Raw genomic sequence first — 26,006 nt, forward strand, 5'->3', positions numbered from 1 at the left:
AGGCAGGAGAGACCGGCCATGACAGGCACAGCGCACGGCGTGCAGCCGTTTGTCATCGATATCGCCCCGCAGGTGATCGAGGATTTGCAGGACCGTTTGCGTCGGACCCGCTGGCCGGCGGACTTCGGCAACGATGACTGGAGCTATGGCGTCGAAGGCGGGTATTTGCGCGATCTGGTGGCCTATTGGGCCGATGGATATGACTGGTACGCGCAGCAGGAGGCGATGAACCGCCACGCGCATTATCGCACCGAAATCGATGGTGTCCCGCTGCATTTCCTGCGCGAACCGGGCAAGGGCCCCAATCCCGTCCCGCTGATCCTGACGCATGGCTGGCCGTGGACATTCTGGGACTATCGCGATCTGATCGGGCCCCTGTCCGATCCGGGGGCGTTTGGCGGCAATCCGGCCGATGCGTTCGAAGTGATCGTGCCTTCGCTGCCTGGCTTCGGGTTTTCCACCCCGCTGCGCAAGACGGGGCTCAATTTCTGGACCACCGCCGATCTGTGGCAGACGTTGATGACGCAGGTGCTCGGCTTTCCCCGCTACGCCGCGCAAGGCGGCGATTGGGGCGCGATGGTCACGACGCAACTCGGCCACAAATATGCCGATAGCCTGATCGGGATTCAGGTGTCGGCGCCGATGGTCCTCAGCGCCTTTTCCAGCGATCGCCCCTTTGCCCTGCTGGACGGGCAACTGGAAGGGATGCCGGCGGAAATGGCCGCCCATGCGATAGCGGTGGAACGCCGGATCGCCAGCCACGTGACGACGCATCTGCTCGACCCCCAGACTCTGGCCTATGCGATGCACGATTCCCCCACGGGAATGCTTGCCTGGCTGCTGGAACGGCTGCGCGCATGGAGCGATTGCAACGGCGATGTCGAAAGCCGCTTCTCCCGCGACGATATCCTGACGAGAGCGACGCTGTACTGGGTGACCGAAAGCTTCGGCACCACCGTGCGATACTATGCCGAGGCGGGGCGGCATCGCTGGCAACCTTCGCACGACCGCCAGCCGATGGTGGAAGCGCCATCGGGCATATCGTTGTTCCGCAAGGACGGGGCGGCTCTGTTCGGTGATGCCATGGTGCCGATTTACAACCTGCATCATCTGGCGGATCATCCGGCAGGCGGCCATTTCGCCGCGGCGGAAGAACCGCACACATTGGTCGAGGATATCCGGGCGACATTCCGCACATTACGCTAGCCTGGGCGCGTTCCCGCTTTACCGTAACCGAACGCTCGGATACCGATGTGATCGGAACGGCTCGGTTTGTTGGCGAAAGGGCCAACTCCGAAAGTGGGACGGGAGCATATGCCGCAGGAGAATCGCCATTTCGATATCGTGATCGTCGGGGCGGGATCGGCCGGGTGTGTGCTGGCCAACCGGTTGAGCGACGGCACCGGATTGCGCGTGCTGCTGGTGGAAGCGGGCCCGAAGGATCGCAGCCCGTTGATCCACATCCCCGGGTTCTTCACCGCGATGTATCGCCCGGGCAAGTTTTCCTGGGTCTATCCCACCGCGCCCCAACCGCACGTCGATGGCCGGGTGCTGCGCGATGTCCGGGGCAAAGTGCTGGGCGGATCGAGTTCGACTAATGGGATGCTCTATTGCCGCGGGGCCGCCGCCGATTATGACGGTTGGGCGGCAATGGGCAACGCGGGGTGGAGCTATCGCGAGGTCCTGCCCTATTTCAAGCGCGCGGAAGATCACGACGGGGGCGGGGATGCCTATCATGGCGTGGGCGGCCCGTTGCATGTGAAGCGGTCGCGGGTGGAGCATCCGCTGGCCCGCGCTTTCATCGCGGCAGCGGTGGAAGCGGGGCACCCCTACAACGAGGATATCAACGGTGCCCGGCGGGAAGGCTTCGGCCCGGCGGAGGCCACGATCTGGCACGGGCGGCGGTGGAGCACGGCCTCCGCTTATCTGAAGCCTGCGTTGAAGCGGCCCAACCTGACTGTGATGACAGGCGCGCAGGTGACGCGCATTCTTATCGACAAGGGCCGGGCGGTGGGCATCGAACTGGCGCGGGGCAGCCATGTCGTGACTTGCATGGCGGGCGAAGTGGTGCTGTCGGCGGGGGCGTTTCAGTCACCCCATCTGCTGATGCTGTCGGGCATCGGCGATGGGCGCAAACTTGCCGCGCACGGCATCCGTGCCGGGGTGGACCTGCCGGGGGTGGGCGCCAATCTGCACGATCACGCCAGCATCACCGCCCATGCGCGATGCAGCGCGCCGATCTCCTATTCCAGCCTGCTCAACCCGCTCCATGCGGGGCAGGAGCTGTTCAAGGGACTGATCGGGCGGCGCGGGTTCATGGCCGATTGTTCGATCGAAGCGGTCGGCATGGTCCGGTCACTGCCCGAACAGCCGGTGCCCGATATCAAGTACCAGTTCGTGCCGATCCGGCTCGATCCGCTGACGTCCCAGCCGTTGCCCGAACACGGCATGGTCAACCGTATGGAATTGACGGTGCCGGAAAGCCGCGGCGAAGTGCGGCTGGCTTCCGCCGATCCGCTGGCTCTGCCGGTGCTCGACGCCAATTATCTTGCCGAACCCGGCGATCTGGCCCGCCTGCGTGAAGCGCTGCGGATGGCCATCGAAATCTATCGCCAGCCCGCGTTCCGTGAATTCGGGGTCGAGCCCGATCTGCCGGTGGCCGACATGGCGGACGATGCTGCGCTCGACACCTATATCCGCGCCACGCTGACCAACGATCACCACGCGGCGGGCACCTGCAAGATGGGGCACGATCCCGCTGCCGTGGTCGATGCGCGGTTGCGGGTCCATGGGGTGGACAATCTGCGCGTGGTCGATGCGTCGGTGATGCCGGTGGTCGTTTCGGGCAACACCAATGCGCCCACGATTATGATCGCGGAGAAGGCTTCCGACATGATTCTCGGCCGCGAACCGCTGCCAGCCGCGCCGGTGTGACACGCCGCCCCGCGCGCCGGTCAGGCAGGCGGCGGGGCGAATGCGCGCAGCAGATGATCGACCAGCTTGCGGGTATGATCTTCGGGCTTGGCGACGGAGCTGAACATCGTGCGATAGATCACTGTGCCGACGATCAGATCGAACAGGATATCGGCATCGGCGGCTTCGTTGATCGTGCCGTTTGCCTTGCCGGCCGCCACAATGGCGCGCAATTGCCTGCGGGCGTTGGTTTCCGCCGGGGTGTGCAATTCTTCCCGCAGGGCTTCGTCGTTGTAATAGGCGCTGTTGAGGCCGAGACTGGCCGCGGCGATTTCGGGGATGCTGTACTGGTTGGCGATCTGTTCCACCAGCGCGGCGATCTGCGCGCGCAATTCACCCTCCACCACGGGCATTGGGCTGTCATGGTTGCCGTAGGCGATGGCGGCGGCGAGATGCGCCTTGCTGCGCCAGCGACGGTAGATTGTCGGGCGGCCGATGCCGGTCTGCTTGCCGATCGCCTCGAAAGTCATCGCTTCGTATCCGCCTTCCGCCAGCAGGGCACGGGCGGTGGCGAGGATCAATTCATCGATTTCGCTGTTGCGCGGCCGGCCGGGATTGGGCCGGTTTTCTTCCTCTGTTGCGCTTTGAGCGGCCAAAACCTTCTCCTCGATCAATCCTTGTTCCTGTATTTGCGCATTTTTGCCGCGGTGACAAAGGCAAGCGATGGAAAGCGTTGCGCTGACCATATCATTACGATACATATCGTATTTAGCAAACGAGAATCTGCAAGAGAGAGGTGCTGATGCGTAAGGTCAAATTGCGGGCCGGGATGTTCCTTGCTCCGTTTCATCCGCTTGACGAAAATCCGACACTGACGTTCGAGCGCGATCTCGAACTGGCGCAGTTCGCCGACGAGATCGGGTTCGAGGAATTCTGGTACGGGGAACATCACACGGGCGGCTATGAAAACAGCCCGTCGCCCGAACTGATGATCGCCGCCGCTGCCCAGCGGACGAAGCGCATCAAGCTCGGCACCGGGGTGGTTTCGCTGCCCTACCACAATCCGCTGATGACGGCGAACCGCATCGCCCAGATCGATCACCTGTCGTTCGGCCGCGCGATTTTCGGCGCCGGGCCGGGCCTGCTGGTCAGCGATGCGCACATGCTCAATCTTGATGTGCGCGAATCGCGTGACAAGCTCGACATCGGCCTCTCGGTCATCACCCGCCTGCTGCAGGGCGAGTGGGTGACCGAAAAGTATGACGGCTGGTTCGACCTGCGCGACGCGCATTGCCAGGTGCTGCCTTACCAGCGCGACATCGAAGTCTGCGTGGCCAGCACGTTTTCCCCCAACGGCGGCGTCCTGGCGGCCAAGTATGGCGCGGGCATGCTGTGCCTTGCTTCGACCAGCTACGGCGGGTTCGATGCGCTGACGACCAACTGGCAGATCGCCTGTGACAAGGCCGCGCGCGAAGGCCGGACGATGGACCCGTCCTCGATCCGCTGCGCCACCGACATGCACATCGCCGAAACCCGCGACAAGGCGATGGATCAGGCGCGCGTGGGCTACGAACGCTACCTGCTCTACATCAAGAACCAGTCGGAACAGCTGCCCGATTCCCCGGCGCACAAGACGCTGGAAGACCTGATCGAATCCGGTGAAATCGTCGTCGGCACGCCGGACGATGCGGTGGCGCAGATCCGCCGCCTGGAAGAAAAGGTGCCCGATTTCGGCTGCCTGCTGCTGCTCGACAAGAACTGGGCCGAAACGCACCATAAGAAACGTTCGATGGAAATGATCGCCCGCTACGTCCTGCCCGAAATCAACGGCGACAATCGCGCCCGCCAGCGTTCGTACGACTGGGCGCGCGAAAACCGCGACGGTTTCATCGATGTGATCCAGTCGGCGACCAAGCGCGCGTTCGAAAAGCATGCGGCGGAAGCGCCGGCCGAAACCGATTCCGCCATCGCGCGCCGCTGAGAACGAGATCGGGAGAGAAACGATGTTGTCAGCCAACTATATCGATCCGGGCCGGATCGAAGCCCGCAGCGACGCCACGCGGCCGAAGCCCGCCCCCGGCGAAGTTCTGGTGGCGGTGGAAGCCTGCGGCATTTGCGGGTCCGATCTGCATATGTACCGCAACAACAGCTACCGCCATTCGCTCGTCCGCAAGACGCCAGAAGGCTATGACGTTCCCGGGCATGAATTCGCCGGGCGCATTGCCGAACTCGGCGAAGGCGTCGAAGGGTGGAGCGTGGGTGAAGCCGTGGTCGGCGTTACCGGTTATGGCGGGGGCATGGCGCAGTTCGTGACCGTGCCGGTGAACCCGTTCCAGCTCGTGCGCATTCCCGAAGGCGTCAGCTTCGCCGAAGCGGCGACGACCGAGCCGATGGCGGACGGGCTGCAGATGGTGCGCAAGGCCGAAATCAAACCGGGCGAAAACGTCATGGTGTTCGGTGTCGGCATCATCGGCCTTGGCGTGATCCAGGCGATCCGGGCCAAGTGCCCGGATGTCGGCCGGGTGATCGCGGTGGACGTGCAGGACGTCCGCCTCGAAGCGGCCAAGGGTGTGGGCGCCAGCGACACGATCAATCCCCGCAATGCCGATATCTTCGAAGCCGCCGTCGCCCTCTGCGGCGCGGAAGACGATTATCGCGGCAAATCGGCGAAAATCGACGTGGTGATCGATTGCGCGGGCTACATCCCGCACATTCCGGGGCCGCCGCCGCTGGAAATCGCGCTGCGTTGCCTTGTCAACCGTGGCGGGCGTATCGTCTGCTTTGGCGCTTACGAAGAACCGATGACGATCGATTTCAGCTACGTCATCAAGAAGGAGCCGGTCATCATCGGTTCCAACGGCTACGCGGCCGAGGAACTGGTCGAAGCGCTGGACATGATGCGCACGGGCAAAGTCGACCGGGTGGGCCTGATCTCGCACACGTACGCGCTGGATGAAATCAGCGCGGCTTTCGAAAAGCAGGGCCAGCCCGAAGCGGTCAAAGTGATGCTGGAAATCCCGCAGGACACCGCGGCCTGACAGGCGGCAGCGAACCCCGCAAAATGCCGCTATCGTTGAAGCCCGGCCTCAGGTTACACTGCGGCCGGGCTTTCGCTTTCGGAAATACGCATATAGAGAAGGTATGCGAGGAGATTTTCGCTTTGCGTAGTTTGTAAAGGCGATATATCGCGTATTCAGGTTTTGTGCCTGATCATGGGCCGTATAAGGTCTGGATTGCGGCAAACGATGGAGAGATGGATGCACAACCGTAGCGGCCTGAGGCCGGCAACCCAGCTCTCGCAAGGAGACTGAGAGATGGGCATGTTCACCAAGAAGCGCTTTCGCCATTTGATGTCGCCGGGCCGCATCAACCAGCTCGAATTGCGCAACCGTATCTTCTTTTCCCCGATGGGATCGAATCTCGCGGAAGAAGACGGTTCGGTGGGCGAACGACTGCGCACCTACTATGTCGAGCGCGCCAAGGGCGGCGCCGCACTGGTGACGATGGGTTCGGTTTCGGTCGGTTTCCCGGTGGGCGCCAGCAACTGGCGGCAGGAAGCGATCTCGGACGACAAGTTCATTCCCGGCCTCAAGGCGCTGGCGGACGAAGTGCACCAGCACGGGGCGAAACTGGCGGTGCAATTGCATCACGCCGGCATCACCGCGATGACCGACATGCTCGATGGCCGCCCGCTCGCTTGCCCTTCCGTGCCCAAGGCATCGAAGGACAGCGGCGATTTCGTCGATGTCATGCTGGAGGAGGAACAGGCCAAGTTCTTCGAACCTTACGCCACTATGGGCGAAATCAAGTATGACACGCTCGATACGGAAGAAAGCATCGAGCGGATCGTGCAGATGTTCGCGGCGGCGGCCGACCGGGCCAAGCGCGCGGGGATCGATGCGGTCGAACTGCACGCCGGGCACGGCTACATTTTCTCCACGTTCCTTTCGCCCGCCTACAACCAGCGGACGGACGATTTCGGCGGTTCGGTCGAAAACCGCGCACGCTTGCTGACCCGCACGATCCGTGCGGTGCGCGAAGCGGTGGGGCCGGATTATCCGGTGTGGATGCGCTTCGACAGCCAGGAATTCCTGATGGATTACGGCATCACGCTGGAAGACGCGATCCGCGTGGCGCAATTGGGGGAAGAGGCCGGGCTGGACGCCATCCATGTCAGCGCGCACGGCGATTCCAATTATGGCCGCACCTATTCTACCGGCCATGCCACCGATATCCGCAATTGCTTTGTCGGCAACGCGGCGAAGATCAAGGCGGCGGTGTCGATCCCGGTGATCTGCCCGGGCCGGATCGAACCGGAAGACGCCGACCGTTTCATCGCGCAGGGCAAGCTCGATTTCGTGACCATGGGGCGCAAGCTGCTGGCCGATCCGCATCTGCCGAACAAGTTGCTGGCCGAACAGCCGGAAACGGTGCGCCCCTGCGTCTATTGCTACACCTGCATCAGCAACATTTTCAAATCCAGCCACGTGATATGCGCGGTCAACCCGTTGACCGGCTTCGAGACCGAGCGGCAGCCAGAACCGGCCGAACGGCGCAAGAAAGTGCTGGTGGTCGGCGGCGGGCCGGGCGGTATGGAATCTGCGCGGCTGCTTGCCAACAAGGGGCATCAGGTGATCCTGTGCGAAGCGACTGACCGGCTGGGCGGCACCGCGCAGTTCGCGTCCGTCGCCTATGCGCCGAACCAGCGCATCGTCGACTGGCTCAAGCGCGAAGTGCACGATGACCGGATCGATCTGCGGCTTAACACCCGCGTCACGTCCGAACTGGTCCGCAGCCTCGGCGTCGATGAAGTGATCGTCGCCACCGGTGCGAAACGTTCGATGCCGCCGATCCCCGGTTCGGATCGCGATTTCGTCTTTTCGGGCGATGACATGCGCAAGCTCGTGCTGGGGCATGATCTGGAGGAAATCGCCGACAAGACCGGCGGTTCGACCCGCTTCGCAATGAAGTGGGGTAGCAAGACAGGCCTGACCGGCAAACTGGGCCTGCTGCGCGAAGGATCGAAGTTCTGGATGCCTATCGGCAAGCGCGTGGTCATTCTCGGCGGTGAACTGGTCGGTCTCGAACTTGCCGAATTCCTCGCCAAGCGCGGGCGGCAGGTAACGGTGCTGGAAGACAGCAGCCGCGTGGGCCGGGGGCTCCCGCTGGTCCGCCGCTTCCGCGTGATCGACGAATGCCACGAACTCGGCGTGGCCTTGCTGACCAACACCGCCGATGCCCACATCGGCGAGCACACGGTGGCCTACACCAACGACAGCGGGCAGGAGCGCACGATCGGCGCCGATACGGTGATCGTGGCCAAGGGCGCGACGGGCGATGACAGCGTGGCCGACATGCTGGAGCGGGACGGTTTTACCGTGCACCGCGTGGGCGATTGCACCGGGGTCGGCTATATCGAAGGGGCAATGCGCGACGCAGCGCTTGCCACGCGCACGATCTAGCCCGCCGATGGAAGCAGGGCAGGACAGGGACGCGGGCTGGCTGGTCGCGGCGGTGTGCATCGCCGGGCCCGCGCTGGTCGCGCTGATCCCCATGGCCGCCGCCCCCGCGCTGGTGGCCATGGCGCAGCATTTCGGCGCGAACGCCGACAGCCAGTTGTTCTCGCAGATCGTGATGACTCTGCCCGCCGCGATGCTGGTGGCCTCCGCTCCGGTGGCTGGCTGGCTGGCAGGGCGGATCGGGCAGCGCGCGGTGCTGCTGGCTTCGCTGGTGCTCTACATCATCGGCGGGGCAGGGGTCCTGCTGATTGACAGCCGTTCGGCCCTGCTGGTGCTTCGCCTGCTGCTCGGCATTGCGGGTGGCGGCATCCTGACATCCTGCCTCGGCCTGATCGGCGATCATTTTTCCGGCCATCGGCGCGAACGGGTGCTGGGCTATGCCACCTCGGTGTCTTCGCTTCTGGCGGGGGTGGCGCTGATCTATGGCGGGCGCCTGGTCGATCTGGGCGGCTGGCATGCGCCTTTCGCGCTCTATCTGCTGGGCGTGCCGACCCTGCTGGTGTCATGGTTCGTGATCCGCAACGCTGTGCTGGCGCCGGAAGACGCGGCGGAAAAAGGCGTGGCCGCCGCGCGCGATCTCGCGCACGTCTGGCCCTATTACGCGCTGCTGATCTTGTTGACGCTGGGTATGTTCACCCCTTCGATCCAAGGGGGCTTCGTGCTGGCCGCACGGGGCATGGGCAGCGCGGAAACCATCGGTGCGGTGATCGCCTCCACCTCCTTCGTGGCGATGATAACCGCCTGGGCGTTCGGGTACCTGCGCCGCTGGATCGGATTGCACGGGTTTCTCGTGCTCGATGCGCTGAGCATGGGCTGCGGTATCCTACTGATCGGCCTGTCGAGCGAAGTGTGGATGGTGTTCCTCGGCTGTGCGCTGGTCGGCATCGGGGCGGGGATGTCCGAACCGGCCACGGCATCGCTGCTGTTCCGCCGCACGGGCCCCGCTGTCCACGCGCTGGCCATGGGGCTGATCGTCAGCGCGCTCAACGCGGGGCAGTTCCTCAATCCGCTGCTGTTCGATCCGCTGCGCCGGGGGATGGGCGTATCGGGGGCATTCGTGGCGCTGGGGCTGGTGTTTCTCGTGGTTGCAGGCGGTCTGGTGCTGCGCAACCGGCATGATCTGACAGAAAAGGACAAGGGTTAGGATGGCACAGCGTTTCGCAGGCAAGCGGGTTCTGGTGACGGGGGGCGCATCGGGCATCGGCCAGGCAACCGCCGAACTTTTCGCCGCCGAAGGGGCCACGGTGGCGATCGGCGATATCGACGGTGCGGGCGCAAAGGCGATGGCGGAGCGCCTCGGCGGTGTGGCTTTCGCTTATGACGCGCGCGATCCGGCCGCCGCGGCCAAGCTGGTGAGCGACGTGGAAAGCGCATTGGGCGGGATCGATATCCTGCTCAACATCGCCGGGATCATGACCTGGGGCCGGATCGAGGAAACCGACCCGGCCGCATGGCAGCGCACGCTGGATATCAATCTGTCCGGCCCGTTCTACCTGACGCAGGCCGCGCTCGAACCGCTGAAGGCGAGCAAGGGCAATATCGTCAATGTCGCATCGGCCGGGGGAATTCACCCCGTCTATGGCACGTCCGCCTATGGCATTTCGAAGGCGGGCGTGATCGCGCTGACCAAGAGCACCTCGCTCGAATGGGCGCGCCATGGCATCCGGGTGAATGCAATCGCGCCGGGCGGCGTGGCCACGCCGATGCATGAAAAGAGCACGGCGGGCGGCGGGGTCGATCCCGCGATCTTCACCGAAGCGGCGGGGCGCAACATGCCCAAGCTGACTGACCGCGAAGCCTGCACACCGGCGGAAATCGCCGCTGCCATCGCCTATCTCGCCAGCGACGATGCGCGCTATGCCACGGGTACGGTGCTGATTCTCGATGGCGGGCAGACGACGGGTTGACCGCGGCCGCCCCGCAACGCCGATAGGAGCACAGGACATGACCACCAACCCGGGCGCGGATATCTGGGACGCTTTCACTGCACGGCTGGGCGAGGCGCGGGCCACGCTCAACGCCCCAGGGGCCCCCGCCGATCTCTTCGATCAGGCGGAAGGGGCGCGCTATCTCAGCCGCCTCGTCCGGCTGGGGCTGGAGATGTATCTGGAAGGAGGCGATCCCGATTTTCCCGCTTTCGTGCGGCCGAGCCATGAAACGGCGAAGCTGGGCGGGGACAATCCTGACAACCTCTATCTCTCGGCGACGATTGCCGGGGATCGGACCTATCGCCTGACCGGCAATGTGGGATCGGTGGCCTATCTCAGCATCGGATCGAAAGCGAACCGCTACGCGATCGACGGCACGATGGCGTCCACCGGGGAACTGAGAGCGAACGAATTCCGCCCCGATGCGAACGGCGATTTCGTCATCACCGCCAGCCAGACCGATCCGCAGGATGGCAGCGCGTGGTTGCCGTTGGCGGCGGATTCGAACATCCTGCAAGTGCGGCAGACCTTTATCGACCGGCGCAGTGAAGTGCCGGCGACGTTCGCTATCGAACGGATCAGCGATGGCCCGGCGATGCCGCACCCGCTCGACCCTGAGGCGCTGAAAGCGCGCCTGCAAGGCGCGGCGGATTTCGTGGTCAACAGTTCGAAACTGTTCGCCGACTGGTCGAACATGTTCATGGCCCATCCCAACGAAATGCGCGATTGGGGGCAGGACATGTTCCAGAAGGCCGGAGGCGATCCGGCGATCTTCTATGTCCACGGTTACTGGACATTGGGGCCGGGCGAGGCGCTGTTGATCGATACGCCGATCCCCGATTGCGAATTCTGGAATATTCAGATCAACAACTGGTGGATGGAATCGCTCGATTACCGGTACGTCCCGGCCTGCATCAACAAGGGCACCGTGGTGCCCAACGCGGATGGCACGGCGACCATCGTGGTCGCGCATGACGATCCGGGCCGCCCCAACTGGCTGACCACGCATGGGCATAACCAGGGCTTCCTGCTGCTGCGCTGGATCCATGCGGCGCAAACCCCGGTGCCGACCATACGGAAGATTACGCTCTGAGGGTGCGCGAAGGGGAAAGGCGGCAGTCTTCCCATGCCGCGCAAATGAACAGGGCCGCGTGTGCAAACGCGGCCCTGTTTTTTTTCGGTCCGTTCGCCGGTTACAGCGGCATGTAATCGCCGCCGTTCACATCCAGCGTGGCGCCGGTCACGGCACTGAACAGGTCCGACAGCGGCAGCAGCACGCCGTGGGCGCATTCCTCGTCGGTCGGGATTCGGCCGAGCGCCATGGTGGAGGAGATCGCGGCCACCGTTTCATCGACGCTGGGGCCGCCTTGGGCCGCCTGATCTTCCAGCCAGGCGCGTGCGGGGGCGCTCATCGTCCAGCCGATGGCGGGGGTGTTCACGCGGATATTCTTCGGCCCCAGTTCGGAGGCGAGATAGCGGGTCAACGATGCCAGCGCCGCCTTGGTCGAAGCGTAGCCGCCCTGATGCTGCACGACCTTGCGCGCAACCTGGCTGCCGACGTTGACGATCGAGCCGCCGCCCTGCTGTTCCATCACCGGCACGACCGCGCGGATCATGCGCAGAGTGCCGATCACCGTGACATCGAATGCACTGAGCAGCACGTCGAGATCGATCTCGTTCACCGGGGCGAGATCGCCGGGGCGGTAGGCCGAATTGACGAGACCATCGATCCGGCCGAAGGCGGCCTGTGTCTTTTCCGCGGCGGCGTTGCAGGCATCCTGCGAAGTGATGTCGGCCTGAATGATCAGCGCCTTGCGGCCCATTTTCTCGATTTCACCCGCGACTTCTTCCATCAGCGTGGTCGAGCGCGAAACCATCGCCACATTCGCGCCCAGTCGCCCCGCCTCATAGGCGATTGTGCGGCCGAGCCCGGGCCCGACGCCGGTGACCAGAACGGATTTGCCTTCGAGAATGCTCATTATCGTCTCCCAAGTGTCTGTGGATGGCGCCGGCACGATGGCCGCGCATGTGGAAATGAAGCCTGTGGCAGGCGATGCGATCCGCCCGCCGGGCCAATGCACGGAATTTGCCAGAAGCCACCGGGGGCGTCTATACGCAAAAAGGAAGATGTGGCCTGATTTGTAACGGTATGCGGAGTTGCCCAATGTCGCAACTTTAGGGGCGTACCTGCGCACGATTGCAAATGCCGGCCGGATGCCATAGCCCCGGCAGCGAAAGGGGCGGGAATTGAAGCGTCAACTGGATGAACAGGACGAGGCGATCATCGCCGTGCTGCGCGAAGATGGCCGCATCGCGATTCGCGAACTCGCCCAGAAGGTCGGCCTGACCGAGGCGACCGTACGCGCGCGTATCCGGCGGCTGGAAACATCCGGATCGATCCGCATCGTGGCCAAGCGCGATCTGGGGGCCATGGGCTATCCCTACACCGCATTGGTCGGCATCAGGATACGCGGGCGGACGATCGACGAAGTGGGACAGGATCTGCTGGCGATTCCCGAAGTGATCTCGATCCTGTCTGTGATCGGGCGCAACGATCTGGAAATCCAGGTCGTCGCCCGCGACATGGCGACGCTGAACGGATTGCTGACAGAAACCATCCCGCAGATCGATGGGATTGTCGGCGTGGAATCCGCGCTGGCGATGAACATCGTCAAATACGATCACCCCTGGGGGCGCTTCGAATGAAGGAAATCGAACTCAGCGATCTCGACCGGCGGCTGCTGGAGCGGCTGGCCACCGATGCGCGCGTCAGCAATCGGGAAATCGCGCGCGAATTCGGGCTGACCGAAGGCGCGATCCGGCTGCGGCTGAAGCGCCTGATAGATGAAAAGGCGATCCAGGTCGCCGCTGTCACCAACATCGATCACGTTCCCGATTCGGTGATCGCCTACCTCTGGATCGACGTGGATGCGACGTATCCCTTGGCCGGAGTGCTGGATGCGCTCGTCGCGCAGCCGGAAATCACCTATGTCGCTTCGCTGGTCGGGCGGGCGGATATTCTGGCGATCACCTGGGTGCGCAGCGCGACGCATCTGGCCGACTATCTGCATAACACCATCGATCCGATCCCCGGAATCGGGCGCATCCGCTATGAATTGACTCACCGGATGATCAAGCACGATTACCGTTTGACGACGATCACACGCTAGCGGCGAAGGTGGGGCTGGCTTCGCACCTTCGATGCCATGCCTGTTTCGAAATACGCAAAGCGCAATAATTTTGATCCTGATTTCCTTTTTGCGTTTGACAGCTTCCCTTGTGTGACGGCATTTCCCGTCCATACAAGGAGAATGCCATGGGATTCGAGGAAACACGCCGTGCGCAGTTGCGCACGCTCTTCGCGGAGCTGATCGGGGCCTACGGGCGCAAGGATTTCGAGACTTTCGCCCGGTATGTGGATGAACAGGCCGTGTTTGAATGGCCCTATCTGCCGCTCAAGGAATTTCCCAGCCGCATGGTCGGCCGCGACGCGTTCATCGAAACCTCGCGCGTGGGGATGGAGGATTGCGACGGCTATCACCACCAGATCGATACGTTCTACGATCAACTCGATCCCGACACGCTGATTGTCGAATATCATTCGGATACCACGCTGCGTTCGAGCGGCATCCACTATTCCAACAAATATCTCGGCATCCTGCGCTTTGAAGGCGATCAGGTGGTTTACTGGAAGGAGTATGTGAACCCGATCATCATTGCCGAAGCATTCGGGCTCAATTTCCAGAACGAAGCGGCCAACTCGTGAGCGGGTGGGACAAGGACGTTGATGTTCTGGTGATCGGAACCGGGGCGGGGGGCATGGCGTCGGCCGTGTTCGCCGCCCATCGCGGGGCGCGGACGCTGATTATCGAAAAGAGCGCGCAATATGGCGGCACTTCGGCGACTTCGGGCGGCGGCGTGTGGATTCCGTGCAGCGATTCCGCGCGCGAACAGGGGCAGGAAGATACACCGGAAGAGGCCTTCACTTATATCAAGGCGCTGACCGGCAACACCGTGGCCGATGCCCGCATCCGCGCTTTCGTGGAAAATGGCCATGTGATGAAGCGTGCGATCGAGGCCATTTCTGACCTGCGCTTCACCGCGATCCCCTACACCGATTATCAGGCGGAAAAGCCGGGCGGAAAAATGGGCTATCGCAGCCATGCCTGCAACACCATCGATGCGCGGGACCTGTCGCGGGAGGATTTCGAGAACCTGCGCACCACGCACCCTTCGGCCATGCTGTTCGGCTTCATCCCGTGGACGATCATGGAATCCGCGCCGATGATCACGCGCGGGCCGGGCTGGAAGACGATCATGGCGAAAGTGCTGTGGCGTTATTACAGCGATATTCCGCAGCGTCTGCGTTCGTCGCGCAGCCGGTTCGTGGTGTTCGGATCGGCGATTGCCGGGCACCTCAAGAACGCTCTCAATCGCTACGGCGGGGAGATGTGGCGCGAGGCGGAGCTGGTCGATCTGGTGAAAGGCGATGATGGCCGCGTCGAAGGCGCGGTGATCCGCAAGGACGGCCACGATGTCCGCGTGCGCGCGGCGCGGGGGGTGATCCTTGCCGCCGGTGGGTTCGAACGCAACCGGGCCATGCGTGAACAATACCTGCCGGGCGCGGAAAGCCGCCCGGAATGGTCGGCGGGCCAGGAAAACAACACCGGTGACGGGATAACCGCCGGGATGCGCGTGGGCGCGGCCATCGATCTGATGGACGAGGCATGGTGGGCGCCGACTCTGAACGTGCCGGGCGAAACGCGCGGTCGCCCGCTGTTCTACGAGCGGGCGCTGCCGGGCAATATCATGGTCAGCCAGACGGGTGAGCGCTACATGAACGAGGCGCGCAGCTACGATATCGCCGGGCGGGCGATGATCGACGCAGACCGGCCCGATCGGCGCACGATCCCGTCATGGATCGTGCTCGACAGCCGGTTTCGGCGGAAATATCCGATGGGCCCGGTCCTACCGCTGGTGCCGGACTGGCTGCTGCCCAAGCGGGTTCGCCAGATGTATGTCAAAGCGCCGACGATCCGCGCCCTTGCGGAAAAGATGGGCGTCGATCCGGATCGGCTGGAGAACACTGTCAACCGTGTCAACCGCTTTGCCGCCACCGGGGTGGATGACGATTTCGGCCGCGGTTCGGCCCCGTACGATCGCTATTACGGCGATCAGTCGGTGCAGCCCAATCCCAATCTCGCCCCGATCGACGAAGCGCCGTTCTACGCGCTCAAGGTCTATCCCGGCGATATCGGCACCAAGGGCGGTCTGGCGACGGACGAGGCCGCGCGCGTACTGGATACGCAGGGGCAGGTGATCCCCGGTCTCTATGCCATCGGCAACAATGCGGCGTCGGTGATGGGGCCATCCTATCCCGGGGCAGGTTCGACGCTCGCCCCGGCGATGACGTTCGGTTTGCTGGCGGTGCAGGATTGCCTGGGCGGCCCGGCAGAAATGGCGCAAGCGGCGCAATAGCCGCCTCAGGTTGGTGAGCCTGTAGAGAAAAAGGGCCCGGGGTGACCCGGGCCCTTCAGGTGTCCGGCGGGAGCCTTCAGGCTGCCGGTGCCGGAGCGATGCCTTGCATCAACCCGTCGATGATGCGCCGCTTCATGGGTGCGACCCAATCGCGTTCAAGCGCTTCGTTCAGCAGACCCGCTTCCTTGAGTTCGTCACACAGCTTCATCTGGTGGCCGATATCGAACAGGTCATACTGCGAAGAGAATTTGCCGTCGCCGCCATAGGTGATGAAGCTGACGCCTTCGGTTTCGTAATAGCTGCCGTCCGGGCGGCGGCCCGGGCCGCGGTTGACCCAGCGGCTGAAGATCTGGTCGCCGTTGACTGCGAAACTGGTGACCGGGAAACTCCATCCGGCCCAGCCGGACCCCACATCCATGTCGCGCCCGTAATGGGTCTGGCGGATTTCCTCGCGGCTGCGCGCGAAGACCGGCATCGCCCCGCCATAGGGGCAATAATAGGTGGCGTTTTCGTGATAGAGTTCGTCCGCAATCCAAGCCCAGTGATTGCGTTTCTCCGCTTCGACAAAGGCATCGCGCAAGGCGATGATGGCGGCTTCGACTTCTTCGCGTGGATAAGACATCGGATTCTCCCTTTTTCGCGCGATAGAATGGGCAAAGTAGGCAATTTCGTCAAGACGCCATTGCCATATGCGGAGTATTTTGTCATAAAAAACTACGCAAAAAGATATTACGGTTGAGGTGGGTGATTCATATGCAAAATCTGGCGCAACTCGAACCCGATGCTCTGATGGCCCGGGCCAAAGCGAACACCGGGCTGGACGATTTCGGTCCCGATCATTTCCTCGAACCGCTGACGGTGCTGACCCGTTCGATGCGGGAAGAAGCCGATCTGAACGAAGCGGGCATTCAGATGCAGGGCGGGCGCATTGTCAATGCGCTGGAAAACCGCCTGCGCCGCCAAGCATTGATGAAAGCGCATCCCGAAATCGCAGACGAGAAAGTGGAAGTGGGCGCGATCATCGTCGGTTTGCCGCGCACCGGCAGCACGATGTTGCACCGTCTGCTGGCGGCATCCCCCCGGGCGACGGCGATGGTGTGGTGGGAAACGATTTTCCCCCTGCCGCGCGACGAAAGCGGGGCGGCCGATATCGCCGCGCGCAAGGCCGATGCCGAAGCGCTGGTCGAACAGCTTGTCGGCGCTTCCGCCGGGTTCGATGCGATCCATCCGATGGATGCGCATGCCTATGACGAGGAACTGCCGCTGATCGAGCAGTCGTTCATTTCGAACATTCCCGAAGCGATGATGTATCTGCCGAGCTATGGCGCCTGGCTGCTGGAAGCCGACCAGCGCGCCGCTTATGGCGAACTGATCGACTGGCTGAAAATCCTTCAGTGGCAGGACCCTTCGCGGCGGGGTCAGAAATGGGTGCTCAAGGCGCCGCATCATCTGACAGCGGTGCAAACGGTGCTCGACATGTTCCCCGAGGCGGTGATCGTCATGACGCATCGCCGGATCGATCATGTGATCGCCAGCTATTCCTCGATGGTCGGATCGTTGACCGGCGGCAACACCGACACCGATTTCCGCGCCGCGCAGGCCCGGCACTGGAGCGCGCGGCTCAAGCGCAATCTGGAAGACATGATGGCAGCGCGCCGCAATGCGGAAGATCGTTTCGTCGATGTCGATTACCGCAAGCTGCTGGCCGATCCGGTGGGCCATGCCATCGGCATTTTCGCCACCGCCGGAATACACGCGGACGATGCGGACGTGGCCGCGTGGAAAGCCTGGCTGGACGGCAACAAGCGCGACAACCGGCCATCGCACAAATACGAACTGGCCGATTTCGGGATCGATGCGGAGCAGTTGAGCCGCGAATTCGCATTCTATACTAACGTCTACGGAAGCGAATCCTGATTGTCGGGAACGCGGAGAGAGAATGCAAAAATGAAAATCGAAGGCAAAGAAGCGGACTATCTGAAAGGGGCGAACGAACCTCTGGCCGGGTCCATCCTGATCAGCAATTCGCGCTATCTGAACAATCCGCGGTTTCGCGATATCTATGCGCAGATGGGGCTCAAGCGGAACGGGCATGATCTGCCCGCCGCCTATCTGGTGCCGGAAATCAACAACGCCATCGCCGAGGAACTCGACTACGAACGGCTGATGACGCTGCTGGCGGAAGAAAAGGCCAAGAACGCCGAATTCGCCGAATGGCTGGATACGCGGTTCCTGTCGGACTGGAACGCAATGGATCTGTCGGGGTGCAAGGATGGTACGGTCGGGGCGGCGATCCGCGGCTTCATCCAGGAAAGCGGCATGGATATCGATTTCATGTTCCGAGGCGAACCGAAGAACGATTTCGAATACCTCAACAAGCGCCGGGTGCAGAACCACGATATCGAACATATCGTCACCGGTCTCGACCCCAGCCCGGTGGGCGAGGAATCGCTGATCGTCGCCAACACGGTGGCGTGCTTCAACTATTTCTCGCCGGAACTGGCCGGGATGCTGACGTTCCAGCCGATGTTCCTGTCCTCGACCAGCCTCATGCGGATGAATTGCCACTATCCCCAGGTCGTGCCCGCGATGCTCGAAGGCACCGCGCGCGGCTATGCCCTGGGCATGAAGCAGAAGAAGCCGCTGTTCATGATCCGCTGGGAAGACTGGATCGATGTTTCGATTGCGGATGTGCGCAAGGAATTCGGCTTCGAAGATGGGCCGGAGCCCGGCCACTGGACCTGGACTTTCGAAGCGGCTTACGGGTGATCCGATCATGACCGACTTTGGTGTTACCGACTTTCTGGCGATCCAGAAGTTGATCCATTCCTATCCCCGTTTTCTCGATGCCGGGAAGCTCGACGGGGTGGGGCAGCTGTTCGCTTCGGCGACGGTGCATTTCGAAGGCCGCGATGATCCGGTGGTCAACGATCCGGCGGAAGTCACGCGTATGTTCGCGGACTTCCTGCAGCTTTATGATGGGATTCCGCGGACCCGCCATCTGATCTGCAATGTGATCGTGGAACCGGAAAGCGCGACTGTGGCCACGGCGACCAGCACCGTGCTGGTGGTTCAGGCGGCCCCGACCTTGCCGTTGCAGCCGATCATCACCGGGGACTATCGGGACCGGTTCGAAAAGCGCGACGGGCAGTGGCGCTTTACCGAACGCTATATCACCAACGATCTGTTCGGCGATCTCTCGGCCCACGGCCGCTATACGATTGGCGCCTGACCGGTCCTTTCCCTGAAGGAAACCGGCAGCCCCCGCGTTCCATCCGGAGCGCGGGGGTTTCGCTGTCAGGCGAGATAGCCGCCATCGGCGGCGAGGACGGCCCCGTTGATATAGGCGGCATCCTCGGAACACAGCCAGACCACCGCCTTGGCGACATCTTCCGGTTGGGCGAAGCGGCCGATAGGGATCGGAGCCAGCAGCATATCCTTGTATTCGGGCTGGTGGATCACCTGGTTGGTCAGCGGCGTATCGACCACGCCGGGCGACACCGCGTTGCAGCGGATGGCGCGCCCGCCGTATTCCTTGGCGATCGTCTTGGTCAGGCCGAGCACGCCATGCTTGGCCGCCGTGTAGGCCGCCGTGCGCGGATAGCTGATATGCGCCTGCAGCGAGGTGGTGTTGACGATGGCCCCGCCGCCGCTTTCAAGCAGAAGGGGCAGTTCGGCGCGCAGGCAGTGGAACACACCATCCAGATCGACACCCAGAACCTGCCGCCATATGTCCAGCGGCAATTCATGCGTTTCGGGTAGCGGAGCGCCTTTCAGCGGCGCGACTTCGGTGATCCCGGCGTTGTTGAACGCGCAATCGAGCCGGCCGAACGCTTTGCGCACCGCGTCCACCATGGCGAGGCAGTCGTCAGGATTCATCACATCGACGGTGCAGGCGATCGCTCCTGGCAGTTCCTGCGCCAGTGCGCTGGCCGCTTCGCCATTGCGATCCGCAATTGCGACACTGGCCCCTGCGGCGGCGAAGAGGCGTGCGGCTGCGGCGCCAATGCCGCTCGCCCCGCCGGTGATGAGAACAGCCTTCCCCCGATAATCCATCTGTTTTCCTTTCAGTATTCCATGGCTCCGTGTGCCGCGATGCGCGCGCTTTGGAAACCACTTTCCCACCGATTACCGCATGCTACGCAAAGCGTCAATTATATGCGATGTTTGATCGCTTCACGTAGTTTATATGCTTTTCTGATTCTGCAAATGGAATCCGGGCTGCGAAGGAGGCCGTTCATAACCCGCACAACGCGGGTGTGCGGTATGCTTGCCCGATTGCATTTTACGCAAATAGATAACTGTTGGATTTGATTTGTCATTTTACGTAGCAATTTGGCTTGATGATTTGTGCAAATTTTATCATAAGAATGCGTGTAGAATGCAGCAAAAGGCTGCCACCATCGCTCAGGGAGTAGGAAATGAAACTTCGTTTTGCCGTTCTGGCGGGTTCCATGCTGGCGGCTGTCCAGCCGCAGATGGTTTTCGCTCAATCGACGCCCGCGGGTGGCGCCTCGGCGGGGATTGGCGATATCGTCGTGACCGCGCGCCGCACCGAAGAAAGCGCGCAGACCGTGCCGGTAGCGGTGACCGGCTACAACAGCGAACAACTCGAAGCGCTGGACATCAAGGGTTTCGGCGATATCGGCAAGACGGTGCCGAACCTCGATGTGCAGCGTCAGTTCGGTTCGGCCAGCGCGCCGCAATACTATCTGCGCGGCGTTTCCACCGGCACCTTGAAATTCGAGGCGGACGCGGGGATCGGCCTCTATATCGATGGCGTCTATCTCGGCCGCCCGGCGGGGACGGCGTTCGATCTCGCCGACGTGGAACGGGTGGAAGTGCTGCGCGGGCCGCAGGGCACGCTGTTCGGCCGCAATTCCACTGGCGGTGCGATCAACTTCATCACCGCCCGCCCCACGGGCGAATTCGGGGTGAAAATGGATGGCACCATCGGTAATTACGATCGCCGGAAGGGCTCGATCACGGTCAATCTGCCCGCGCTCGGGCCGATTAGCGCGCGCGTATCCTATCTGCATGATGAAAACCGGGGCTATGTCCGCAATCTGACGCCGGGCCGGACTTTCCATTTCGCGGAGCCGTTCGGCACGATCAAATCGGCTAAGACCTTCGGTGCGGAAAACACCGACGCCGTTGCCGCAGCGGTGCATATCGATGGCGGGGCGCTGCAGGTCGATTACAAGTTCGATTACACCGACAAGGTCAGCACGCAACTCGCCCAACAATTGCTGGGGTATGATCCGACCTATCTTCCGGGTGTGGGCGATCCGCCGTTCTATACTGCTGCGCCGAGCATCTATGTGCCGCCCAGCAGCAAGCGGCAAAAGGCGGTGGCGCTCGATTTTACGACGCCTTCGCATCTCAAGATTCAGGGCCACAGCCTGACCATGGCGCTGGATGTCAACGATGCGATCACGCTGAAAAGCATCACCGGCTTCCGCAAGATGGATGAATTCGTCGGCGGTAACGATATCGATGGCGGGGCTTACATAGTGGGCGGCCTGCCGTTCACCAACATTTCCTCGGTGCAGGATCGGCATCAGAAGCAGTTCACGCAGGAACTGCAGGTGCTGGGCAAGACCGGCAACTGGGACTGGGTGCTGGGCGCGTTCTACTTCCGTGAAACCGGGCGGGACAACAATCCCGTGTTTATCGGGACGCTGTTCCCGACACACTTGCCGGAAATCATCCCTTCCACAGGCCCGGGCACTGGCAACACGCTTAACGCATTTGGAGTGCCGAGCGATTATCTCGCCGGGGCCGATGCTTCGATCCGCAACAAGTCGATGGCTGCCTATGCCCATCTCGGCTACAAGGCGGAGCATTTCGAACTGGCAGGTGGCATCCGCTACACCAAGGACAAGCGGCGTGAAGTGCTGCGCGCGGCGGGCTTGATTCCCTTCGCCGCACCGCCGGTCACCGCCAATGCGTCGTTCGACCATTGGGATTTCGACGCCACGGCGACTTATATCGTCAACCGCAATGTCCGTGGCTATCTGCGCTTCGCCACCGGCTATCTTTCGGGCGGCGTGATGGGCGGCAACCTCTTCAAGCCCGAAACGGTGAAAAGCTACGAAGCGGGCGTGAAGGCGGACCTGCTGGACAACAAGCTGCGCATCAATGCCGCTTATTTCATCTCGCGGCGCAAGAATGTGCAGACGCTTGGCTTCAATGCCGCCAGCGGCACTTTCCTGTTCTCCTCGCCCTATGGGCGCGAGAACGGGTTCGAGATTGAACTGACCGCCAAGCCGGTGGAGGGGCTGACGCTGAACACCAGCTATGGCTACCTCCACCAGAAGCTGGCCAACGATCCGGTCAACGGCCCGGTCAACTCGCTGGCGCCCAAGAACACGCTCAGCCTTGGCGCGCAGTATGATTCCCCTGCTTTTGCCAATGGCAGCTATGTCACGTTCCGGGTGGACGGGTTCTATAAGGACAAGCGCCTGTCCGACCCGATCCGCAATGCGGCGACACTGGATATGACAACGCTGCCTTCGCGCTTCGATGTCAACGCACGCCTTTCGCTGGTCGATCTGCCCATCGGCGGGGCCAAGGCGAAAGTGTCGGCCTGGGTCCAGAATCTGACCAACAATCAAAAGCTGGAATTCGCCCGCAATCTCAGCACCAATGTGATCGGCACGTTCCAGGTGCCGCGCACGTTCGGTGTGGATGTCGGCTTTGCCTTCTGAATATGTATGAGGGAATTGGGATAATATCGCGATATATGATTTGATCGGAACATAGTATCAGAAGGTAATACTATGATTAAATCTGCTTCGCGATTTATCCCAATCCCATATGCGCTGCTTCTGTTGTGCAGCGGCCCTGCCTTGTCGCAAGAAATGCAATCCCGTGATGGCCACGGAATAATTGATATCGCGAAAAGGTATGAAGGGGTAATCACTGATCTTTCCCACAGAATCTGGAAAATGCCGGAAGTGGGATTCAAGGAAGAGAAAAGTTCTGCTCTGTTGCAGTCGGCCCTTCGCAAGGAAGGGTTTTCGATAAGTTCCGGCGTTGCCGACATGCCAACGGCATTTGTCGCGCGTTATCGTACAGGCGATGGGCCTGTCATAGCCTTTCTTGCCGAATTCGATGCGCTTCCCGGTATCAGCCAGCAGGCCGAAGCGACCGCGCCATCTCCCGTCATTGGCGAAAATGCGGGGCATGCCTGCGGGCACAACCTGTTGGGGGCGGGCAGTGTCGGGGCTGCGCTTGCCGTGCGGCAGTGGATGGCGAAGACAGGCTTCAAAGGCGAGGTGCGAGTCTACGGCACACCCGCGGAGGAGGGAGGTGACGGCAAAGTATATATGGTCCGTGCCGGCCTGTTCGATGATGTCGGCGCCGTACTGCATTGGCACCCTTACAGCCTTTCCGCAGTGATCAACTCCACCAGCAGGGCCAACATCAAGACCGACTTCACATTTCACGGGATTTCAAGCCACGCCGCAATTGCTCCGGAAAAGGGGCGCTCTGCTTTGGCGGGTATCGAAATCATGAATGTAGCCGTTAATTATATGCGGCAGTTCATTCCTGAAAGTGCACGGGTCCATGGCGTTGTCACCAACGGAGGGGAAGCGCCGAACGTCATCCCCAGCGTTGCGTCCAGCAGTTACTACGTCAGGGATATCGATGTTAATATCGTGAAAGACGTACAGGGAAGGCTTCTGAAAACAGCGGAAGGCGCTGCGATTGCCAGCGGAACGAGTGTTGAATGGACTATAAAGGGCGGCGTCTATCCTTTGCTGATAAACGATACTCTCAACAAAATAGCCTATAAGAACCTGAAAACGGCAGCTTCTGCATTGGCATGGGATGAGAAAGAACATCGCTACGCCGAATCCGTTCAGAAGTCCCTGGGCATGGCGCCGGAAAACGATCCGGCGTTGGTTATCCCCCTTGCGCCCTTGCCTCCCGGTGCCGAGCGCGGGGCAGGCTCGACCGATGTGGGCGATGTTAGCGTTGTCGTCCCCACGGTCGGGGTCATGGTGATGGCGTGGCCGCAGGGTGTGACACCGCATAGCTGGGCTGCTGCGGGGGCAAGCGGCAATTCCATAGGAACGAAGGCCGCGGTTACCGCTGCCGCCGCGCTGGCGATGACTGCTGTCGACCTGTTTCAGTCGCCGGAGGCATTGAGCGACGCGAAGAAAGAGCTTCTGAAAAAGAGAGGCCCGAACTTCAGATATGAGGCTCTGCTGGGCAATCGAAATCCCCTGGATTGACGGAAGCGCTCCTACCGCCCCGATATAAGGTACGCCGTCCCTGTTGCTGCCTGAACTGACCGGATGTGTGGGGGCATTTGCGGAAAAAGGGGGGAAAGCACGCCTTCCGCATATGGGCTCCTGCGGGGGAGTTTCCTATAGGCACGGGCGATGCACGCGGACCCAGCCATTCTCCTGCACGATATCTTCGGATTCGAAACCTTTCGCGGGGTGCAGGAACAGGTGATCGGCCGGGTGATGGCGGGGCAGGGAACGCTCGCCATCATGCCCACCGGGGCGGGCAAATCGCTATGTTACCAGCTTCCCGCCGTGGCGCTGGACGGCTGTTGTATCGTCATTTCGCCGCTGATCGCTCTGATGCACGATCAGTTGCGCTCCGCCCGCGCGCTCGGCATTCGCGCCGCCAGCCTGACGTCCGCCGACGCCGACTGGCGCGAAACGCAGGATCGGCTGATCGCGGGGGACCTCGACCTGCTCTATGTCGCGCCGGAACGGGCGAGCGGGGAAGGTTTCCGCAACCTCCTCGAACGCGCGCGGATATGCCTGTTCGCCATCGACGAGGCGCACTGCGTCTCCGAATGGGGGCACGATTTCAGACCCGATTATCGCCTGCTGCGCCCTTTGCTCGATGCATTCCCGCACGTGCCGCGCCTGGCGCTGACGGCGACGGCCGACGGCCACACCCGCTCCGATATTCTGGCGCAATTGGGCCTACCGCCCGCCGGGCTGGTGGTTTCGGGCTTCGACCGGCCCAACATCCGCTATGCGATCAAGCCGCGCGACGGGATGCAGCGGCAGATTGCCGATGTGCTGGCGGCCAATCCGGGGCCGGGTATCGTCTATGTCCAAACGCGCGCGATGGCAGAGCGGCTGGCGCAGTCTCTGGCGGGCAAGGGGCGGCCGGTGTTGCCCTATCATGCCGGGCTCGATCCGCAGGTGCGCGCGGGCAATCAGGCGGCTTTCCTCGCCAGCGAAGATATGGTGATGGTTGCGACCGTCGCTTTCGGCATGGGGATCGACAAGCCCGATGTCCGCTTCGTGATTCATGCCGGGCTGCCGAAATCGATCGAGAGCTATTATCAGGAAAGCGGCCGAGCCGGGCGCGATGGTGATCCGGCTGTGGCCACGCTGTTATGGGGCGCGGAGGATTTCGTTCGTGCGCGCCAGCGGATCGGTGAAGTCGACCCCGCCCGCCAGCAGGGAGAGAGGGCCCGTATCGGGGCACTGGGTGCGCTGGTGGAAACGGCGGGGTGCAGGCGCGCGGTCCTGCTGCGCCATTTCGGCGAGGACCCGCCGGCAAGCTGTGGCAATTGCGACAATTGCCTGTCGCCCCCGGTCAGCGTCGATGCGACGCAGACGGCGCAGAAGCTGCTATCCGCCGTGTACCGCACCGGGCAATCCTATGGATTGGGCCATATCGAAGCGGTGCTGACGGGCAAGAGCAACGATCGGATCGCAGCGCGCGGGCACGATGCGCTTTCGGTGTTCGGTATCGTCAGCCAGGATGAGGCGCCGCTGGTCAAACCCGTGGCGCGTGCGCTGATGGTTCGCGATGCGCTGGAAACGAATGAGCACGGCGGCCTGACGCTGGGCCCATCGGCACGTCCGTTCCTGCGCGGCGAGGAAGCGGTGGCGCTGGTCCTGCCGCCTGCGCGCATGCGGCGGGGCAAGCGCGGCGATGTGGCCAATCCGGTGGGCGATCCGCTGTTCGATGCGCTGCGCGAATTGCGCCGCGATCTGGCGAAGGAAGCGGGCGTACCGCCCTATGTCATCTTCCATGACAGCACTTTGCGCGAAATGGCCCTGCGCCGCCCGCGCAACGATCTCGATCTGGGGCATATCGCCGGGATCGGCGTCCGCAAGCGGGAGGTGTACGGGCAGGCGTTTCTGGATGTGATCGCGCGCTTTGCGCAATAGCGCGGGCG

The 26,006-nt window shown here is 62.4% G+C and carries 22 protein-coding genes; 18 read left to right on the forward strand and 4 right to left on the reverse strand.

What is annotated here, in order from left to right; all coding sequences use genetic code 11:
• Positions 1–18: 18 nt before the first annotated feature.
• Complete coding sequence (locus tag K5X80_RS05465) at positions 19–1,206, forward strand: epoxide hydrolase family protein (RefSeq protein WP_222559832.1); 1,188 nt, start codon at positions 19–21, stop codon at positions 1,204–1,206.
• Between the two features lie 108 nt (positions 1,207–1,314).
• Positions 1,315–2,934, forward strand: a complete 1,620-nt coding sequence (locus K5X80_RS05470) for a GMC family oxidoreductase (RefSeq protein WP_222559833.1) — start codon at positions 1,315–1,317, stop codon at positions 2,932–2,934.
• A 20-nt stretch (positions 2,935–2,954) separates the two neighbouring features.
• On the opposite strand, the gene K5X80_RS05475 is transcribed toward K5X80_RS05470, so the two are convergent.
• The gene (locus tag K5X80_RS05475; protein ID WP_222559834.1) at positions 2,955–3,569 is read right to left on the reverse strand and encodes a TetR/AcrR family transcriptional regulator; all 615 of its coding nucleotides are present in this window, start codon (positions 3,567–3,569) and stop codon (positions 2,955–2,957) included.
• A gap of 146 nt (positions 3,570–3,715) precedes the next feature.
• Between K5X80_RS05475 and K5X80_RS05480 the strand changes: the two genes are divergently transcribed.
• The 6 genes from K5X80_RS05480 (at position 3,716) to K5X80_RS05505 (ending at position 11,453) form a co-directional block, all read left to right on the forward strand.
• A complete protein-coding gene (locus K5X80_RS05480; protein WP_222559835.1) occupies positions 3,716–4,894 on the forward strand; it encodes an LLM class flavin-dependent oxidoreductase in 1,179 nt (392 codons plus the stop codon).
• 22 nt (positions 4,895–4,916) lie between these two features.
• Positions 4,917–5,951 carry a zinc-dependent alcohol dehydrogenase gene (locus K5X80_RS05485; RefSeq protein WP_222559836.1) on the forward strand — a complete coding sequence of 345 codons (1,035 nt, stop codon included), beginning with the start codon at positions 4,917–4,919 and terminating at the stop codon, positions 5,949–5,951.
• Positions 5,952–6,227: 276 nt separating this feature from the next.
• Complete coding sequence (locus tag K5X80_RS05490; protein ID WP_222559837.1) at positions 6,228–8,375, forward strand: oxidoreductase; 2,148 nt, start codon at positions 6,228–6,230, stop codon at positions 8,373–8,375.
• A 7-nt stretch (positions 8,376–8,382) separates the two neighbouring features.
• Positions 8,383–9,576 carry an MFS transporter gene (locus tag K5X80_RS05495; protein WP_222559838.1) on the forward strand — a complete coding sequence of 398 codons (1,194 nt, stop codon included), beginning with the start codon at positions 8,383–8,385 and terminating at the stop codon, positions 9,574–9,576.
• Between the two features lies 1 nt (position 9,577).
• Positions 9,578–10,339 carry an SDR family NAD(P)-dependent oxidoreductase gene (locus tag K5X80_RS05500; protein WP_222559839.1) on the forward strand — a complete coding sequence of 254 codons (762 nt, stop codon included), beginning with the start codon at positions 9,578–9,580 and terminating at the stop codon, positions 10,337–10,339.
• A 37-nt stretch (positions 10,340–10,376) separates the two neighbouring features.
• Positions 10,377–11,453: a DUF1214 domain-containing protein gene (locus tag K5X80_RS05505; RefSeq protein WP_222559840.1), complete on the forward strand. Its 1,077-nt coding sequence runs from the start codon at positions 10,377–10,379 to the stop codon at positions 11,451–11,453.
• Between the two features lie 100 nt (positions 11,454–11,553).
• Here the strand turns inward: K5X80_RS05505 and K5X80_RS05510 are convergent, their stop codons facing one another.
• A complete protein-coding gene (locus K5X80_RS05510; RefSeq protein WP_222559841.1) occupies positions 11,554–12,339 on the reverse strand; it encodes an SDR family oxidoreductase in 786 nt (261 codons plus the stop codon).
• 268 nt (positions 12,340–12,607) lie between these two features.
• On the opposite strand from K5X80_RS05510, the gene K5X80_RS05515 reads away from it, so the two are divergent.
• The 4 genes from K5X80_RS05515 (at position 12,608) to K5X80_RS05530 (ending at position 15,838) form a co-directional block, all read left to right on the forward strand.
• Positions 12,608–13,066, forward strand: a complete 459-nt coding sequence (locus K5X80_RS05515; protein ID WP_222559842.1) for an Lrp/AsnC family transcriptional regulator — start codon at positions 12,608–12,610, stop codon at positions 13,064–13,066.
• The gene (locus tag K5X80_RS05520) at positions 13,063–13,530 is read left to right on the forward strand and encodes an Lrp/AsnC family transcriptional regulator (protein WP_222559843.1); all 468 of its coding nucleotides are present in this window, start codon (positions 13,063–13,065) and stop codon (positions 13,528–13,530) included. Before K5X80_RS05515 ends, K5X80_RS05520 begins: the two co-directional genes overlap by 4 nt.
• 146 nt (positions 13,531–13,676) lie before the next feature.
• The gene (locus K5X80_RS05525) at positions 13,677–14,126 is read left to right on the forward strand and encodes a nuclear transport factor 2 family protein (RefSeq protein ID WP_222559844.1); all 450 of its coding nucleotides are present in this window, start codon (positions 13,677–13,679) and stop codon (positions 14,124–14,126) included.
• Complete coding sequence (locus K5X80_RS05530) at positions 14,123–15,838, forward strand: FAD-dependent oxidoreductase (protein WP_222559845.1); 1,716 nt, start codon at positions 14,123–14,125, stop codon at positions 15,836–15,838. Before K5X80_RS05525 ends, K5X80_RS05530 begins: the two co-directional genes overlap by 4 nt.
• A 76-nt stretch (positions 15,839–15,914) precedes the next feature.
• Here the strand turns inward: K5X80_RS05530 and K5X80_RS05535 are convergent, their stop codons facing one another.
• Positions 15,915–16,460, reverse strand: coding sequence for a nuclear transport factor 2 family protein (locus K5X80_RS05535; protein ID WP_222559846.1), 546 nt, complete (start codon positions 16,458–16,460; stop codon positions 15,915–15,917).
• 131 nt (positions 16,461–16,591) lie between these two features.
• Here K5X80_RS05535 and K5X80_RS05540 point away from each other — a divergent pair, with 131 nt between their 5' ends.
• Genes K5X80_RS05540 through K5X80_RS05550 form a run of 3 tightly spaced genes read left to right on the forward strand, consistent with a single transcriptional unit; the run spans position 16,592 to position 19,070 of the window.
• Positions 16,592–17,755 (forward strand): sulfotransferase family protein, encoded by a 1,164-nt coding sequence (locus K5X80_RS05540; RefSeq protein ID WP_222559847.1) that lies wholly within the window; start codon positions 16,592–16,594, stop codon positions 17,753–17,755.
• A 30-nt stretch (positions 17,756–17,785) separates the two neighbouring features.
• Positions 17,786–18,607 (forward strand): Coq4 family protein, encoded by an 822-nt coding sequence (locus K5X80_RS05545; RefSeq protein ID WP_222559848.1) that lies wholly within the window; start codon positions 17,786–17,788, stop codon positions 18,605–18,607.
• 7 nt (positions 18,608–18,614) lie between these two features.
• Entirely contained in the window at positions 18,615–19,070 is a 456-nt protein-coding gene (locus K5X80_RS05550; RefSeq protein WP_222559849.1) for a nuclear transport factor 2 family protein, read from the forward strand.
• A 65-nt stretch (positions 19,071–19,135) separates the two neighbouring features.
• Here the strand turns inward: K5X80_RS05550 and K5X80_RS05555 are convergent, their stop codons facing one another.
• Positions 19,136–19,894: an SDR family NAD(P)-dependent oxidoreductase gene (locus K5X80_RS05555; protein ID WP_222559850.1), complete on the reverse strand. Its 759-nt coding sequence runs from the start codon at positions 19,892–19,894 to the stop codon at positions 19,136–19,138.
• A 365-nt stretch (positions 19,895–20,259) separates the two neighbouring features.
• Between K5X80_RS05555 and K5X80_RS05560 the strand changes: the two genes are divergently transcribed.
• The 3 genes from K5X80_RS05560 to recQ all read left to right on the forward strand — a co-directional run bounded on the left by K5X80_RS05560 (position 20,260) and on the right by recQ (position 25,998).
• Positions 20,260–22,548 (forward strand): TonB-dependent receptor, encoded by a 2,289-nt coding sequence (locus K5X80_RS05560; protein WP_222559851.1) that lies wholly within the window; start codon positions 20,260–20,262, stop codon positions 22,546–22,548.
• 72 nt (positions 22,549–22,620) lie between these two features.
• Positions 22,621–24,081, forward strand: coding sequence for an amidohydrolase (locus K5X80_RS05565; RefSeq protein WP_222559852.1), 1,461 nt, complete (start codon positions 22,621–22,623; stop codon positions 24,079–24,081).
• A gap of 150 nt (positions 24,082–24,231) precedes the next feature.
• Complete coding sequence (gene recQ / locus K5X80_RS05570; protein WP_222559853.1) at positions 24,232–25,998, forward strand: DNA helicase RecQ; 1,767 nt, start codon at positions 24,232–24,234, stop codon at positions 25,996–25,998.
• Positions 25,999–26,006 lie beyond the last annotated feature (8 nt).

Origin of the sequence: Caenibius sp. WL (genome assembly GCF_019803445.1) — a bacterium.
Taxonomy (GTDB): Bacteria; Pseudomonadota; Alphaproteobacteria; order Sphingomonadales; family Sphingomonadaceae; genus Caenibius.